At 40.9% G+C, this 14,731-nt stretch carries 16 protein-coding genes and 1 pseudogene; 9 read left to right on the top strand and 8 right to left on the bottom strand.

Annotation, left to right across the window (positions count from 1 at the left end):
* Positions 1-145: 145 nt before the first annotated feature.
* On the bottom strand, positions 146-829 hold the full coding sequence (locus tag FTU34_RS10450; RefSeq protein WP_078192433.1) for a hypothetical protein: 684 nt from the start codon (positions 827-829) through the stop codon (positions 146-148).
* 258 nt (positions 830-1,087) lie between these two features.
* On the opposite strand from FTU34_RS10450, the gene FTU34_RS10445 reads away from it, so the two are divergent.
* Positions 1,088-1,945: an energy transducer TonB gene (locus tag FTU34_RS10445; RefSeq protein ID WP_213066202.1), complete on the top strand. Its 858-nt coding sequence runs from the start codon at positions 1,088-1,090 to the stop codon at positions 1,943-1,945.
* Positions 1,946-1,948: 3 nt separating this feature from the next.
* On the opposite strand, the gene FTU34_RS10440 is transcribed toward FTU34_RS10445, so the two are convergent.
* The 4 genes from FTU34_RS10440 to miaB all read right to left on the bottom strand — a co-directional run bounded on the left by FTU34_RS10440 (position 1,949) and on the right by miaB (position 5,381).
* Complete coding sequence (locus FTU34_RS10440; RefSeq protein WP_180035681.1) at positions 1,949-2,239, bottom strand: antibiotic biosynthesis monooxygenase; 291 nt, start codon at positions 2,237-2,239, stop codon at positions 1,949-1,951.
* Between the two features lie 62 nt (positions 2,240-2,301).
* Positions 2,302-2,784, bottom strand: coding sequence for an rRNA maturation RNase YbeY (gene ybeY, locus FTU34_RS10435; protein WP_078192431.1), 483 nt, complete (start codon positions 2,782-2,784; stop codon positions 2,302-2,304).
* A gap of 9 nt (positions 2,785-2,793) precedes the next feature.
* Positions 2,794-3,885, bottom strand: a complete 1,092-nt coding sequence (locus FTU34_RS10430; protein WP_111885944.1) for a PhoH family protein — start codon at positions 3,883-3,885, stop codon at positions 2,794-2,796.
* A 38-nt stretch (positions 3,886-3,923) separates the two neighbouring features.
* Complete coding sequence (gene miaB, locus FTU34_RS10425; RefSeq protein ID WP_180035682.1) at positions 3,924-5,381, bottom strand: tRNA (N6-isopentenyl adenosine(37)-C2)-methylthiotransferase MiaB; 1,458 nt, start codon at positions 5,379-5,381, stop codon at positions 3,924-3,926.
* 307 nt (positions 5,382-5,688) lie between these two features.
* Between miaB and FTU34_RS10420 the strand changes: the two genes are divergently transcribed.
* The 5 genes from FTU34_RS10420 (at position 5,689) to FTU34_RS10400 (ending at position 10,339) form a co-directional block, all read left to right on the top strand.
* Positions 5,689-7,665, top strand: coding sequence for a lytic transglycosylase domain-containing protein (locus FTU34_RS10420; protein ID WP_180035683.1), 1,977 nt, complete (start codon positions 5,689-5,691; stop codon positions 7,663-7,665).
* 45 nt (positions 7,666-7,710) lie between these two features.
* Positions 7,711-8,370, top strand: a complete 660-nt coding sequence (locus FTU34_RS10415) for a ribonuclease I (RefSeq protein WP_111885947.1) — start codon at positions 7,711-7,713, stop codon at positions 8,368-8,370.
* Between the two features lie 170 nt (positions 8,371-8,540).
* Positions 8,541-9,527 carry a malate dehydrogenase gene (locus FTU34_RS10410; protein WP_078192426.1) on the top strand — a complete coding sequence of 329 codons (987 nt, stop codon included), beginning with the start codon at positions 8,541-8,543 and terminating at the stop codon, positions 9,525-9,527.
* 188 nt (positions 9,528-9,715) lie between these two features.
* A complete protein-coding gene (locus FTU34_RS10405) occupies positions 9,716-9,976 on the top strand; it encodes a DUF2789 family protein (RefSeq protein ID WP_078192425.1) in 261 nt (86 codons plus the stop codon).
* Between the two features lie 105 nt (positions 9,977-10,081).
* Positions 10,082-10,339: a DUF2789 family protein gene (locus tag FTU34_RS10400; protein ID WP_078189234.1), complete on the top strand. Its 258-nt coding sequence runs from the start codon at positions 10,082-10,084 to the stop codon at positions 10,337-10,339.
* 51 nt (positions 10,340-10,390) lie between these two features.
* Here FTU34_RS10400 and FTU34_RS10395 read toward each other — a convergent pair whose 3' ends face one another.
* Complete coding sequence (locus tag FTU34_RS10395; RefSeq protein WP_180035684.1) at positions 10,391-10,918, bottom strand: hypothetical protein; 528 nt, start codon at positions 10,916-10,918, stop codon at positions 10,391-10,393.
* A 71-nt stretch (positions 10,919-10,989) separates the two neighbouring features.
* A complete protein-coding gene (locus tag FTU34_RS10390) occupies positions 10,990-11,592 on the bottom strand; it encodes a 2OG-Fe(II) oxygenase (protein ID WP_180035685.1) in 603 nt (200 codons plus the stop codon).
* 114 nt (positions 11,593-11,706) lie between these two features.
* Between FTU34_RS10390 and FTU34_RS10385 the strand changes: the two genes are divergently transcribed.
* Genes FTU34_RS10385 through FTU34_RS10375 form a run of 3 tightly spaced genes read left to right on the top strand, consistent with a single transcriptional unit; the run spans position 11,707 to position 14,543 of the window.
* Entirely contained in the window at positions 11,707-12,564 is an 858-nt protein-coding gene (locus FTU34_RS10385; RefSeq protein ID WP_078189232.1) for a 23S rRNA (adenine(2030)-N(6))-methyltransferase RlmJ, read from the top strand.
* A 41-nt stretch (positions 12,565-12,605) separates the two neighbouring features.
* Positions 12,606-13,430 carry a CDP-diacylglycerol--serine O-phosphatidyltransferase gene (gene pssA / locus FTU34_RS10380; RefSeq protein ID WP_078192422.1) on the top strand — a complete coding sequence of 275 codons (825 nt, stop codon included), beginning with the start codon at positions 12,606-12,608 and terminating at the stop codon, positions 13,428-13,430.
* 36 nt (positions 13,431-13,466) lie between these two features.
* Complete coding sequence (locus tag FTU34_RS10375) at positions 13,467-14,543, top strand: DUF6670 family protein (protein ID WP_180035686.1); 1,077 nt, start codon at positions 13,467-13,469, stop codon at positions 14,541-14,543.
* Here FTU34_RS10375 and FTU34_RS17745 read toward each other — a convergent pair.
* A pseudogene (locus FTU34_RS17745) lies at positions 14,533-14,731 on the bottom strand (hypothetical protein); the annotation flags it as partial. The gene FTU34_RS10375 and the pseudogene FTU34_RS17745 overlap by 11 nt on opposite strands.

Raw genomic sequence — 14,731 nt, 5'->3', positions numbered from 1 at the left:
CCTATTCAATAGAAGTGCGATGGGCTAAACCACCTGATATGTTTATTATGCGGCTGGATTGTGGAGAATCACGTCACAAATCCGTGCCTAATGTATATGTTGTGTAGCGTTTTATAGGCTCAAGATATCTAAGTACAGGATAAGTCTAGCTTTCCTTTTGCTTAATTGGCGTGACTTCATCGTCTTTTAAATTTGAGTCATCCCAGTCTTCTATCCGTTCTTGCGACATCTTGGTGAACAATGCGGTTAAATTAACATTACCAATCACCACCAATTCGGCCTCACGTAAAACAGCATGGTTGACATGGACTTTGCCCAGTGTGTCGATAATTGATCGACTTTTACCGAGCCAGCGATTCAGGTCTAAATACAGTAAATCATCTTTAACTTTGATCACATTGAGCTTTTCCAAAATCATACCCAATGGATCTTGGTTGAGTACTTTTTGATAGAACCATAACGCCATGCGCACGCCCATCTTATACAGAACATTTGGATACTTCGCTTCAATCACTTGTGTATCACTAATTTGTTCAAATACGATCAATTGGGTTTGTTTGTTGAGTTCCATCTGTACCAGTTTTAAATCGACAGAGAGTGTTATGATCAGCCCGTTATAATCCAATGTGGCATACAGTCGAAGCCAGTCATCATGCAGGTCAGCATGCAAGTCTTTGAGCATTTTCACATTATCGGTCACAAAGCGCTGAAATGTCGCATTTAAAAACACTTGAGACATTGGGAATTCACGCTCATCTTCAATAAATCCTTCAGCTTTTTGGTACACTTGGCGTATACGTTTAGCGATATTGGAAACTAGCGTTTGCATAAGAAGTGCATCCTGACAAATTATGTTTTTTGACGATGTTTATCTTGTCGATTTCTATAAAAACACAAGGTTTTGATCTTGCAGTTTAGCAAAATAAATTGCACCATTTTCATGATTTTAATTGTGCATTATCTATGTGTTGATGGATTTCTCGTTTTCATCAAAAAATGAATACGAGTTTTATTTTATACTGTTTTAAGCAGTTTGGGGAATGCGGCAAATTGTCGGTTTAATGTGATGCTGAAAAAAATAACGTTCATGCCCTTGATGAAAGAGTGGTGGAAAGATCCCATATTTGCAACTGCATTGGCGTTTGCTGCTGTGTTGCATTTGGCTTTTTTAACCATGCAATTTTCCATGCCCCAAGAGGCGGATTATAACACCAAAGAAATTGCAGTTTCTTTACGTTCTACGACGGAAAAAATTGAACATGCAGACTTTTTAGCACAAGCCGATCAGCAGGGCTCAGGGACATTCCGTGAGTCACATCGTATGTCGAGTGACATGCCTGCACCGATGATCGAACAAAAAGCCGGGGAGCAAAAAAGCGAAGCTTTAGAACAACTGCAACAAAAGAAAGAGCTGAGCTTTGAAGACAAAGTGTTGATGACAACCTTGAGTTGGCAAAAACAAGCGGAAGAAAACAGTCGCAAAAAAGCCGTTGAGGAGTTGAATAGTCAGTTTCAGGCCAAGGCTGCGATGGTGGCGAGTATCGAAGCTCAATATTTACAACGCCAACAAAATTTTAGCCGTCAGCAAAAAATTAAAACCATTGATGGTATTCAAGCCAAGCAAGATGTTTCTGCTGCTTACATGGAAAAATTTCGCGAAAAAGTCGAATTTTACGGTAACCGTTATTATCCTGAAGCGGCAAAACAGCAACAGCTACGCGGTGAAGTACGTTTAATGGTTATTTTGAACAGTAATGGCGGGATTCGTGCCATTCGTTTGATCGAAAGTTCAGGTTCAAACTTATTGGACGAAGCTGCAAAAACCTCTGTACGTAAGGCGGCACCTTTTGGTTTGTTTGATGCCAAAATGAAAGACATCTCAGAACTTCGTATTGTGCGTACTTGGCGCTTCGATCCTGCAGAAGCAGAATTTGAGGTGCGTTAAAATTCAGTCGCGATAGCGTCGCAAAACTTCGCAGATTTCGGCGCTAAAACTCGCATGCCATTGGTTTTTCCCCAATTGTTGCGCCACTAGATGTTGTGCATCTTGCTGCCAAGCTCGAATGTCTTCTAATGTATTCCAGTAGGAAAGGGCGATTTCATGCTCACCCTCTGTCAGCGCTTCAAAATGTTGACAGTTAAAGTGTGTCAAGGCTTTGTCTCTAAGCTGCTGTGCAGTCGAAAAATACAGCTCATCAAGCGTACAAATGCGTGCTTTAAAAATCACGATATATTGCATATCTTTCCTTCCTTGGTTTTTATGACGATAAAAAAAGCGAGCCGTAGCTCGCTTTTTTGTTCTTAATCTCTTTCCAGATAAGGGTTATCAAACCCTAATTTGGCTAAAATCTCGATTTCCAACGCTTCCATTTCTTCAGCATCTTCATCAGAGGTTTCATGGTCGTAACCCATGAGGTGCAACGTACCGTGTACCAGCATATGCGTAAAGTGGGTCAGGGGTGCTTTGCTTTGTTCTTGTGCTTCACGAAGAACCACAGGAATACAAATCACCAAGTCGCCAATCGGAAATGAGTCTAAAACTGCAGCCATTTCATCGGGGAGATCGCTCGGAAAAGACAACACATTAGTCGGTTTGTCTTTACCACGATATTCCAAGTTCAATTTGTGGCTTTCGTCATTGTCCACACATGCAATACCGATCTCACAATCACTTTGTGTATCGATATGACGTAAAGCCGTTTCCACGACTTTTTTGATATGCGCACGTTTCACCACCAATTCAGGTGACTGAAAATTTTGCTGCAAGGAGAGATTAAGTTTCAAAATGAATCCTTAAATGTTTTCGTCTTGATGCTGCCCATCAGCTTTAGCATCATTGTCCGCCACCAAAGCTTCCTGACGTGCTTTACGTTCTGCACGTTGTTCAGCCGTGAGGCGATGTTGTTCGCTGTCCCATCCCTCATAAGCTTCAACAATTTTTTGAACCAATTGATGACGTACCACGTCACGAGAGTGGAAGCGAGTAATATGAATTTCTTTGATTTTTTCAATCACACGTAAGGCATGTGCCAAACCAGATTGTTGACCACGAGGTAAATCGACCTGTGTAATGTCGCCCGTGATCACCGCTCGAGAACCAAAGCCTAAACGGGTGAGGAACATTTTCATCTGTTCAGGGGTAGTGTTCTGTGCTTCATCTAAAATCACAAAAGAATGATTTAAGGTACGACCACGCATGTAGGCCAGTGGTGCAACTTCAATCACTTGACGTTCAATCAGTTTTGCGACTTTTTCAAAACCGAGCATTTCATACAAAGCGTCATATAGCGGACGTAAGTAAGGGTCAATTTTTTGGCTCAAATCACCGGGTAAAAAACCCAATTTTTCACCGGCTTCAACCGCAGGGCGAACCAATAAAATGCGTTGAATTTCGTTACGTTCTAGCATATCTACAGCAGCGGCGACCGCGAGATAAGTTTTACCTGTACCCGCTGGGCCGATACCAAATGAAATATCGCTTTGTAAAATACGCTGTACATAGCGTTTTTGATTGGCACCACGTGGATTGATCCGACCTTTACGGGTTTGTAGATAAACATTGTCTAAACCGGTATGCTCATTTTCAGAAAAATCTTCCTGAATTTCGCGGTCAGTCTGACTGCCTTGAATCATCATGTGTAAAATGTCCGCACTAATCTGTGGATTGGTTTCGGACTCTTCATAAAGACGGTGAAGGAGACTTTCGGCTCTCTCTACCGCATCGATTTCCCCATCGACAAAAAAAGCATCTGCACGATGAGAAATTTTGACATCTAAACGTTGTTCAATTTGTTTGAGATGACCGTTATAGGCACCGAGCATGCTTTGTAAACGGTCAAGTGGAATACCAGCAAAAGTTACAGTACGTCGAATCGCTGCAGTCAAGAGAATTCCTTTAAATTGGTCTGACGATTAAGCTTACATTACGCCACGTCAGGCTCAAGATTCAAGAGTTCACCGTAAACAAACTTCAAAGTTTTAATATCTGTCACTTCAATCTCTGCAAAACGCCCAACCCATGCAGGATCACCGATAAAGCTAACCAAACGTGTATTGTCTGCAGTACCAATCAGCAAGTTCGGATCTTTGTCTGAAACAGACTCAATCAAGACACGTTGAATGGTCCCTAGCATTGCATCAGTTTTATCGATACTGGATTGTTTAATCCATTGTTGAACTTTTGCAAGACGTTCTTTTTTCACATCTTCAGGGGTCGTGTCTTCAAGTTCTGAAGCAGGAGTACCCGGACGTTTTGAGTAGATGAAACTGTATGAATGATCGAAATCCATATCTTGGATAAATTGATAAGTTTCTTCGAAGTTTTCGTCAGTCTCACCCGGAAAGCCAATAATAAAGTCGCTAGATAAATGCATATCAGGGCGAACTTGACGTAATTTAGCAATTTTATCGATATATACATCAATCGTGTGGTTACGTTTCATGGCTTGTAGAACGTCATTCGAACCACTTTGAACCGGTAGATGCAAGTGAGAAACCATTTGCGGTAAGTCACGGTAGCATTGAATCAAGTCATCGTTAAATTCAAGCGGGTGCGAGGTTGTGTAACGAATACGTCCAATGCCCGGAATTTCGGCCACTAAACGCAGTAACTCTGCAAAGGTGCATATATTACCTTCGAAGGTTTCACCACGGTAGCCATTCACGTTTTGGCCGAGTAATGAAATTTCACGTACACCTTTTTCAGCTAAAGTGGCAATTTCAGCCAATACGTCATCGAGTGGGCGAGAAACTTCTTCACCACGGGTATAGGGAACCACGCAGAATGAACAGTATTTAGAACAGCCTTCCATGATAGAAACAAACGCTTTAAAGCCTTCTACACGCGGTTCAGGTAAAAAGTCGAATTTTTCAATATCAGGGAATGAAATATCCACCAACTGAATTTTTTCTTTTTTCGGTTTGACCACTTGCTCAGTATGTTGATCAAGCATTTGTGGTAAACGATGCAAAGTTTGTGGGCCAAAGACCATATCGACATAAGGCGCACGTTTTTGAATGTTGTCGCCTTCTTGAGATGCCACACAACCACCGACACCAATCACCAAGTCAGGATTTTTTTCTTTCAGCTTGCGCCAGCGGCCTAACTCAGAAAATACTTTTTCTTGTGCTTTTTCACGGATAGAGCAGGTATTCATCAGGAGAATATCCGCTTCTTTTGGATCGTTTGTCAGCACATAGCCGTGAGAATCACCTAAAAGGTCGCCCATACGTTGACTGTCATACTCATTCATCTGACACCCTTGCGTTTCGATGTACAGTTTTTTCACTGCTCCATCTTGAGCTGGGGTGTGCTGTGGCTGGGTAACAGTGTTATCTGGGGCAGCTTGGGCACTATTCGGGATGAAGGTTTGAACCGTCATGTAGGCTCCTAAAGGAATTTTATGAAAATCAATAACCATACGTGGCTGACAGACAATTCAATCAATTGAATTGTGCAGCTGCGGAGGTCAAAAAGGGGATTTTAAGAATGGGCAATATTTTAGCAGTAATTTACTAGAAACTTACAGCCTAAAATGACAACTCTGCCATATTGATTTATGAAGTAAAAATGTTTGAAAATTAATATTGGCTAATCATAAGGTTACATAACAGAACACAATGCAGAGTTTAGAATTATTAAACTAATTCCTAAACAAAGTTCGATGTGCTGTAACTGAGCAGAATGACATGAAAGAAGGCAAGTGGATGTTAAAACATAATTTTAAACAGAAAAATTACGCTAAATTACTTGCTTTGAGTGTCGGGCTCTCCGGAATTTCTGCGTTTTCCCAAGCCGCAGATGAGCAGTTTAACGATGCTTTACGTGCTGCGAATGCAGGCAATATTAGTTTATTACAACAATACCAATCATCCATGCAAAATGATGTTTTGGGCTATTATCCAGAATATTGGTTACTGAATAACAATTTGGCTTCACAACCTGCAAGTGCCATTATTAATTTTGCACAGCGCTATCCAAACTCGGCAATGGCAGAAAAATTAGCCGCAGATTATGTTGAAGAAAAAGTCAAACAAGCTGATTTCGCTACAGCACAGCCTGTTTTGCAATATGTGACTAATGCTGACCGTGCTGAAACATGTGCCATGGCTCAAGTCCGCGCAAAGTCGGGCGACCCTCTGGTTTACGCAGAATTTAAAGATGTATGGTTGACCACAAACTCACAACCTGACTCGTGTACGGGCTTGGGCCGTATGATGCTGTCGAGTCCTTTAATGACTCAAGATGACCGCCATCAACGGATGTGGGGACAGTTAAGAGCGGGTCAGTCAGGACAAGCGATTGCGACTGCGCAAACCATTGGCGTAAATATTAATTTGTCACAACTCAACACCATTCAAGCCAATCCACTGAATTATTTATGGTCTGCACCCAAAGCCACAGCTGAAGATCATGCATACCTGATTTATGCGATGGGACGCTTGGCCGATAGCGACTTAAATGGCGCAATTTCTTCGGTGAAACGTGCAGCAGAAGGCACACCAGCCGATGTACAAAAAGCCCTATACCGTAGTGTCGGGTATATCGGTGGTACAACGGTAATGAAAAATAATTTCAACCGTGAAGTTCTAAATTATCTTGATTTGAGTTATGGCTTGCCTTTTAGTGCAGAAGAAGCCGAGATTTATGCGCGACAAGCCATTCGTTTTGGCGCATGGGAAAGTGTCATTCGTGCAATTGATGCGATGAGCGTTTCGCAAAAGCAAGAAGATCGTTGGCAATATTGGTTAGCACGTGCCTCTGAACAACGTGGCGATGCCTCATCTAAACGTGCGGCAAAAGAAATTTATCGTAAGCTTGCCATTGGCGATGATTACCATAATTTGTTAGCACGTGACAAAATTGGTCAGTCTTATAACAATATTCCGTCAAATGTGCAGCCTTCGTCACAAGATGCGCAGCGTCTCAGTCAGGATATTCACTTCCGTCGTGCCTTTGCATTGCGCAATATTAATGCATCTGACAGCTATATTAACCGTGAATGGAACTGGGCAGTGCGTCAAGCCTACTTAAAGCATGATGATGGCATGATTCTTGCCGCAGCTAAACGTGCAACCGATATGGGGTGGTATGATCGGGCGATTTATGCGGCAGATCGAACCACTAAACAGCACAATTATGCTTTACGTTATGCTATGCCGCATCAAAATTATGTGGTGAGTCATAGTCGTAATGCAGGGATTGACCCTGCATGGGCTTATGGCTTGATGCGTCAAGAAAGTCGGTTTGTCACTAGCGCACGTTCACATGTCGGTGCTGGTGGTTTAATGCAAATTATGCCAGACACCGCAAAATTGGTGGCTCGTCAGATGGGGGAGAGTTATAACCCCGCTGCATTAACGGATATGAATACCAATATCCGTTATGGCACTTTCTATTTATCGATGATTCAACGTCAATTGAGTAATAGTCCAGTATTAGCGACTGCAGGCTACAATGCGGGTCCAAATCGTGCTCGACGCTGGCAGCCTGAGTATCAAGCGATTGCAGCGGACCAATATACAGAATCGATCCCATTAACGGAAACTCGAGAGTATGTAAAACATGTGATGACCAATGCAACCCATTACGGCCTTTTATTGGGTCAGGGACCGCAATCGATTGAAAAACGAATGCAAATGATTCCATTACGGAATGCGCAATAAGCATTGAAGCAACGCGCCTGTTTTGAGGCGCAATATGGGTAAATAATGAATGCCGAATTGAACATTAGACCTGTTTATCGAATACTGACATCACTGCTCATTGGCAGTGGTGCAGGCTTTGGTGTGTCTGTGCTTTCGGCAGCACCCGTGGTTAATGGCTATGTGATGGATGTGCAAATGGTGCCAGCTGTTTGCGCCTATGATCCTTTAAAAAGTAAAAAACGTAAATGTCTGGAAGGGTATTCACTCAATATCACGGGACTATATCCAGAAACTTCTACCCGTGATTGCACTACCAATAGTTCAGCTAAACTTTCTCCGTTGCAAGCCAAAGTGGTTGCACGGATTATGCCTGATGAAAATGCTCGCGTGGCGCTTTGGCACACTACCGGCGGCTGTATCCCAATGAATGCTAGTCAGTATTTCAGAACCATTATTAATCATGCAGATAAGCTAAAAATTCCAGATGAATTGACTAGCCAAGAAACCCAATCCATTCAAGCCAATGTCTTGCGTAATAAAATGTTGCGTATGAACAGCGGATTGGTATCCCAAAGTATTGAATTTAACTGTATGCAAACCCGTGGTGGCAGTTTACTGACCGAGATTAAAATTTGCTATAAAAACAATGGGCAGTATAAAAGTTGCCCTACGACTATTGTCGGAAATTGTCCTGCAACTTTCATAATTAAAGGTTCTTTCTAAGCTTTTTTCGGCATTTTATTTATATTTCCTATCATACTTTTGTTGAAAAGCATTCTCTTTTACATGCAAGCGTCAAAAGATTGGAGTACAATCTTTGCCGTTTATGATTATTAAGATTAGATAGAACAGCTATTTAATCATTATGACCTTCCTCAATTGGAGATAATTACATGAAGCAAGCAGTTCGTGTTGCCGTTACTGGCGCAGCTGGTCAAATCGGTTATAGCTTATTATTCCGTATCGCAAGCGGTGAAATGTTGGGTAAAGACCAACCAGTTATCCTTCAATTATTAGAAATTCCAGTTGAGAAAGCTCAACAAGCGCTTAAAGGCGTAATGATGGAACTTGATGACTGCGCATTCCCTCTTTTAGAAGGTATGATCGGTACTGATGATCCTAAAGTTGCATTCAAAGATGCTGACTACGCTCTTCTTGTAGGTTCACGTCCACGTGGTCCTGGTATGGAACGTGCTGACCTTCTTAAAGTAAACGGTGAAATCTTCATCGGTCAAGGCCAAGCACTTAACGAAGTTGCTAGCCGTGACGTTAAAGTTCTTGTTGTAGGTAACCCTGCAAACACTAACGCTTACATCGCAATGAAATCTGCTCCAGATCTTCCAGCGAAAAACTTCACAGCAATGTTACGTCTTGACCACAACCGTGCGTTAACTCAACTTGCTCAAAAAGCGGGTGTTGCAGTTTCTGACATCGAAAACATGACAGTTTGGGGTAACCACTCTCCAACAATGTATGCTGACTACCGTTTTGCAAATGTAAACGGCGAAAGCTTAAAAGACAAAATCAACGATGCTGCTTGGAACAAAGACGTATTCCTTCCAACTGTTGGTAAACGTGGTGCTGCGATCATCGAAGCGCGTGGTCTTTCTTCTGCTGCTTCTGCTGCAAATGCTGCAATCGACCATATGCGCGATTGGGCTCTTGGCACAAACGGCAAATGGGTAACTATGGGTATTCCTTCTGACGGTTCTTATGGTATTCCTGAAGGCGTAATGTTCGGTTTCCCTGTAACTTGTGAAAATGGCGAATACAAAATCGTTCAAGGTCTTGAAATCGACGAATTCAGCCGTGAACGTATCAACGTCACTCTAAACGAGCTTGAAGAAGAACGTGCAGCAGTTGCTGACATGGTTAAATAATTTAATTTTTTAAATTAAATTATAAAAAAAAGCACTCCATTTGGGGTGCTTTTTTATGGCCTGCGAAAAATACCAAGCTTAAGTTTTGAACAAAAAATAACACGTTGAGATGTAGTTGCAACTGACAAAGTCAATTAAACAGATAACTATGAAGTGGAAGAAATGTTTTTGGCTTGAGGAGAACGGCAATGTTTGATCAACAACCGACGTTGGAACTATTTTTTGAACAATTGGGGTTAGATGCAAGTCCGGAAGGCATTGATCAATTTATCGAAACGCATCAAATCACCATGGATGTTCCATTGCATGAAGCGCCATTTTGGACGAAGTCACAGCGTGACTTCATTATCAGTCATTGGAAAAAAGATGATGACTGGGCCATAGTGGTCGATATTTTAAATGAACAATTGCATACAGAACATAAGCTTTCCGGATCATGCAAAATCTAAATACAATTTGAAACAACAAACCTAGTTTTAACGCTAGGTTTTTTTAGCTTCATCATATAAGTTAATTAAATAATAAATGACAGATTAGTTGATAAGGAGGGCGAGATGCTCAATCAAAATAAACCATCCTTAGCTTTATTGTTTTCTCAATTGGGGTTAGCTAGCAGTCCAGCTGCGATCGAATTATACGTGCGTACGCATCAGCTTGCTGCAAGTGAAAATTTACATGATGCGCCGTTTTGGAATAAAGCGCAGCGTGATTTTCTAATCAGTCATTTAGTACAAGATGATGATTGGGCTATATGGATTGATGAGCTGAATCAACAGTTGCATATGGATGCATATAAGCTGCAGCCAGCATAGATTTCATTTTTCCACAAATAAAAAAACACCTCCTCAGAGGTGTTTTTTTATTTAGTGCAGTTTGCTTTGGCGTAACTCTGCAAACCAATCTTCTTGGCGATATGGATTAAATGCAGGATGCTCAAGTAATGTGGTCAGTTTGAATTCTTGAGATTTGCAGTATTTATTTAACCAGTGGCGGGTTAACGCAGGTTCCTGTTTTACCGCAGAGGCATAGGCCAAGTAGAAGTAAATGTCGCCATGTTCAGCTTTGGACATCGGTTTCATAATCTGCTGGGTAATCAGGGCATAGCGCTGCTCTTGGGTAATTTCAAAAAATATCATATAAGCTTTGGCTAAATGTACAGACAAATTGATGTATAGCTCAATCGGCATTTCTTCAAATTCAATCCGGCTTTGCTCAAGTAGAACAATGGCTTCTTGCAGAAAATACACTTGTTCTTGATGGTTCTTACTTAAATTAACCAATTGCAGGCGTAAGTCTGCACGCTCAAGGGCAAGTTCAGGGCTGTTGCCTTGTAGAAATAATTGATCGGTTTCGCCAATACGCTGAATAATTTTATGACTGTTTTGACGCATCGGGTACATCCTCATCTATGAATGACTCATATATGAGGATAGTTTAAGGGATTTAAAGGAGGAATCTCGAATTACCACATCGAGTTGTCATTACGTAGCCAAGCCGTAATCGATAAACGTTGATGTTTAGCTTCGAGTACCTCGTGTAATAGGTCACTTTGGAATAACGCAATGCGATTCGGTTTAGGTTCTATAATATGCCAAACATCATTCTTATCCTGTAAGCGCAATTCACCGCCCCAGTCGGCTTGCCAATATTCATGCAAATAATAAACCGCTGAAATGACACGTCCATTTTTGCCTTGAGGATTATCTTTGTGTAGTGCATAAAACTCACCTGCGTTATAACAAGCAAAATGTGCTTCGACTTCGTGAATGTTAGAAAAAAATGCGCGATTAAATTGTTCTGATAAATGTTCTAAGGCTTGAACGTGTTCTTGTGCGACATCTAATGTGTCGTTAATCCATAAAATATGATCACTTCTAATTTTACTGATGACTCCATTTTGTACGGCTGCATCCCTAAATTTATTTAAATTTGACATACATTCTTCAACAAGTGCATGTATATATTCAGCAGGATAAGCGTCATCAATAATGCTAAACCCGTGTTGATCTAAATCATCGAGGATTTGATCAACCGGCCAAGACTTTGGGAGAAAGGCTGTTTCCATATACGATCCATAAAGTTGTGGAAAAAAAGGTGACGTATTCTAGAGCAAGAATAGCATCGGAATGAAACTATTTTTCATGCTAAAATGTCCGTTGATATTAGGAATTAAAGAAACATGAATTACCGTCACCATTTCCATGCAGGCAACTTTGCCGACGTGATGAAGCACGTTTTGCTGCTTCAGTTATTAAGTCGATTGAATGCAAAAGATAAACCTTATCGCTATGTAGATACACATGGTGGTGCAGGTAAATATGATCTTTCGACCTCTGAAGCACAGAAATCAGGTGAGTTTTTAAATGGTATTCATCGTTTAGTTAAGCTCGATGATTCGATTAAACGCAATGCGCCTGAAGGTGTTCAACAATATTTAAAAGTTGTTGAAAAAATGCGTGAAAACTTTGGCAAAGGCGCTTATCCAGGCTCTCCGTGGTTCGCACTTGAAGGCATGCGTGAAACTGATAAGGCAACGATTTTTGAAATGCAGCGCGATGTATTCCAACAATTGCGCCACAATATTTTTGATAAACGTGCAGGCTTGCATGAGCGTGATGCTTACGAAGGTTTACTGGGTGTAATTCCACCAAAAGAAAAACGTGGTTTAGTCATGATTGACCCGCCTTACGAATTAGAACGTAAAGATTTTCCACAGCTTGTAGAATTGTTGGTGGCTGCTTATAAAAAATGGCCGACAGGCGTTTTTGCGGTATGGTATCCAATTAAAGACCGCGCGATGATTGAACGTTTTGAAAAGAAAATGTACAAAACCGGCATTCGTCGTCAGTTGGTTTGCGAAATTTGTGTATGGCCAGATGACACTCCAGTCGGTCTAAATGGTTGTGGTTTATTGGTGATTAACCCACCTTGGAAATTCTCTGAAGATGCGGACGAAGCATTACAATGGTTGTTCCCACATCTTCGTATGAATGAAAATGGTGGTCATGCAGCCGTACGTTGGTTGGTTGGCGAATAATTTTAAACTTGAAAAAGAAAGGTCACAGTTAGGATCGAACAATGACAAATACAAATAAACCTGAGCGGGAAATTTCTTCAAAGGATGAAAATGCATTTGATGGCATTACATTTGAAGTTGAAGAAGAGGAGCATACCCATGAAGGGCATAAAGTGAAACGTCGTGGGATCTATCTGTGGCCAAACTTGATTACAACTGCAGCGTTGTTATCCGGCTTTTATTCAATAATTGCCAGTATGAATGGTGAGTTTCAACAAGCCATTTATGCCATTTTCCTTGCAGCATTATTTGATGGTTTGGATGGACGTGTCGCACGTGCTATCGGCGCACAAAGTCCTTTTGGTGAACAGTTTGACTCGTTGTCGGACTTGCTAGCATTTGGTGTTGCACCTGCCATTTTAATGTATAGCTGGAGTCTAAATGACTTAGGCCGTATTGGCCTGGCAGCATGTTTTGTTTACACCGCATGTGCAGCCTTCCGTTTGGCACGTTTTAACGTACAAATTGGGGTTGTCGATAAACGTTATTTTATTGGTGTTGCAAGTCCACTCGCAGCCGTTATGATTATTTCATTGGTATGGGTAGGTATGGATATCCCTGCGGTCTTCGACTTACGCGAAACAGGTATTCAGATTTTTAATGCGGTAGTGATTATTGCAGTGGGTCTATTGATGATCTCAAATGTAAAATACTATTCATTTAAAACTGTGGATCGTCGCCGTGTTCCATTTGCGGTGTTGCCAATCATAGTCTTCATTTTAGCTGCTGTAACGTATAATATTCCAATGGGTATTTTAATTATTTCAGTAATTTATGCATTGTCTGGCTTTGTCACAACCTTAATGGCAAAAAAGGCTGAAGCATGAGTTAAAACATGAAATAAAAATGAAAAGGAGCTTGATATGCAGATATTTCAAGATTTCTTGGATCAATCAAGACGACTGAATCAAGCTCCAGATTTACAACATAAAAAAATAAATCTACATGCGCCGAATACGCCTTACCCTTCAGTCCATTATGGACTCTGTCTACCGAATCTTCCTGCGCCCTTACATTATCTTAACTTTATAAGTTGGCTCGGTCAGCCTCAGATTCCCGCTTTTCAAAATCCTTTGTCCATTCAACAAGACGAACTCAATACAGCCACAGTATTGACCAGTGTGAGCGGTCATATGGTTGGGCAATTACAATCATATTCCATCAAAGACGACTGTAGTCTGAGTGATACCGTCTTTAAATTTAGAGATAAAGAGCAGATTGGTTGGGATGGAGCGGTATTTCAAATCCATCGAGAAGATACTGAACTCAGTTTAGATTTGTCCGTGCAAACTACCGATATTTCTTCGTGTTTAATTAAGTTGAGATTAGGTCTTGCTGAGTATTGGTCGGTGATGTGCCAATGTGAAGGTCAAATCAAATTTCAGGGCCAGATGTATGATGTAAATCAGCTGGCGGTATTATCCTATGCACAAATACGCAAGTTCCCATATTTACCTTTAGCGTTTTATACCCATCAGGTGATTAACCTTAGTCGACAACGTCAAATTATCTTTATGCAAACGCGAGATCGTTATAACAATATTTTGAGTTCGCGTTTATATCTAAGAGATTTAAATCAGCAGCAAGTGTTCATGGCAGACCAAGGTGTGTTCTTTAAAGTCATGCGCGTTTATCCCGCTGTTAAAACCCCAAATTTGCAAAAAATGTATTTGCCACGTGAATTTGAATGGATTTACCAAAATGACAAAATGAAAATACATATACAAGCGCAGAGTCGTGGGGATTTTAAATTTGGACTCGGCGCTGGCTATGCAGGAAGCTTTAACTATCAAATTAAAATTAACGACGAAATCGAGTGTGGGGAGGGTGGCTACTGTGAATATGTCGATTGCCGAGCTTTAAAATGGCAAGAAAAGAATGAAAAAGATAAATTAACGGACAAATATGGAAATATCGTCCCTTTTATGCTCAAAAAATAGTAAAAAAACTTAATTTAGTAGAATAAATAAACAAACGTAATGAAAAAATAAAAATAAATGGAAAAAGGTGTTGCAACGGATGTGAAATGCTGTAGAATGCACATCCATCGGCGGTGATGAAGATTAAAACTTCTGATAAAACAATGACTTGGTTGAATTGATTAAGTTGGGTTTTATTTTTTAAGTTT

Origin of the sequence: Acinetobacter sp. YH12094 (genome assembly GCF_013419295.1) — a bacterium.
Lineage (GTDB): Bacteria > Pseudomonadota > Gammaproteobacteria > Pseudomonadales > Moraxellaceae > Acinetobacter > Acinetobacter amyesii.
Note: the sequence above shows the minus strand (reverse complement) of the source record. Positions and strands in the feature narration are given on the sequence as shown.

Coding starts and splice junctions, on each gene's coding strand:
- FTU34_RS10415 (WP_111885947.1), top strand. CDS start 7,711: ATGAATGCCGAATTGAACATTAGACCTGTTTATCGAATACTGACATCA.
- FTU34_RS10405 (WP_078192425.1), top strand. CDS start 9,716: ATGTTTGATCAACAACCGACGTTGGAACTATTTTTTGAACAATTGGGG.
- FTU34_RS10385 (WP_078189232.1), top strand. CDS start 11,707: ATGAATTACCGTCACCATTTCCATGCAGGCAACTTTGCCGACGTGATG.
- FTU34_RS10450 (WP_078192433.1), bottom strand. CDS start 829: ATGCAAACGCTAGTTTCCAATATCGCTAAACGTATACGCCAAGTGTAC.
- FTU34_RS10445 (WP_213066202.1), top strand. CDS start 1,088: ATGCCCTTGATGAAAGAGTGGTGGAAAGATCCCATATTTGCAACTGCA.
- FTU34_RS10440 (WP_180035681.1), bottom strand. CDS start 2,239: ATGCAATATATCGTGATTTTTAAAGCACGCATTTGTACGCTTGATGAG.
- FTU34_RS10410 (WP_078192426.1), top strand. CDS start 8,541: ATGAAGCAAGCAGTTCGTGTTGCCGTTACTGGCGCAGCTGGTCAAATC.
- FTU34_RS10390 (WP_180035685.1), bottom strand. CDS start 11,592: ATGGAAACAGCCTTTCTCCCAAAGTCTTGGCCGGTTGATCAAATCCTC.
- miaB (WP_180035682.1), bottom strand. CDS start 5,381: ATGACGGTTCAAACCTTCATCCCGAATAGTGCCCAAGCTGCCCCAGAT.
- FTU34_RS10420 (WP_180035683.1), top strand. CDS start 5,689: ATGAAAGAAGGCAAGTGGATGTTAAAACATAATTTTAAACAGAAAAAT.
- FTU34_RS10400 (WP_078189234.1), top strand. CDS start 10,082: ATGCTCAATCAAAATAAACCATCCTTAGCTTTATTGTTTTCTCAATTG.
- FTU34_RS10375 (WP_180035686.1), top strand. CDS start 13,467: ATGCAGATATTTCAAGATTTCTTGGATCAATCAAGACGACTGAATCAA.
- pssA (WP_078192422.1), top strand. CDS start 12,606: ATGACAAATACAAATAAACCTGAGCGGGAAATTTCTTCAAAGGATGAA.
- FTU34_RS10395 (WP_180035684.1), bottom strand. CDS start 10,918: ATGCGTCAAAACAGTCATAAAATTATTCAGCGTATTGGCGAAACCGAT.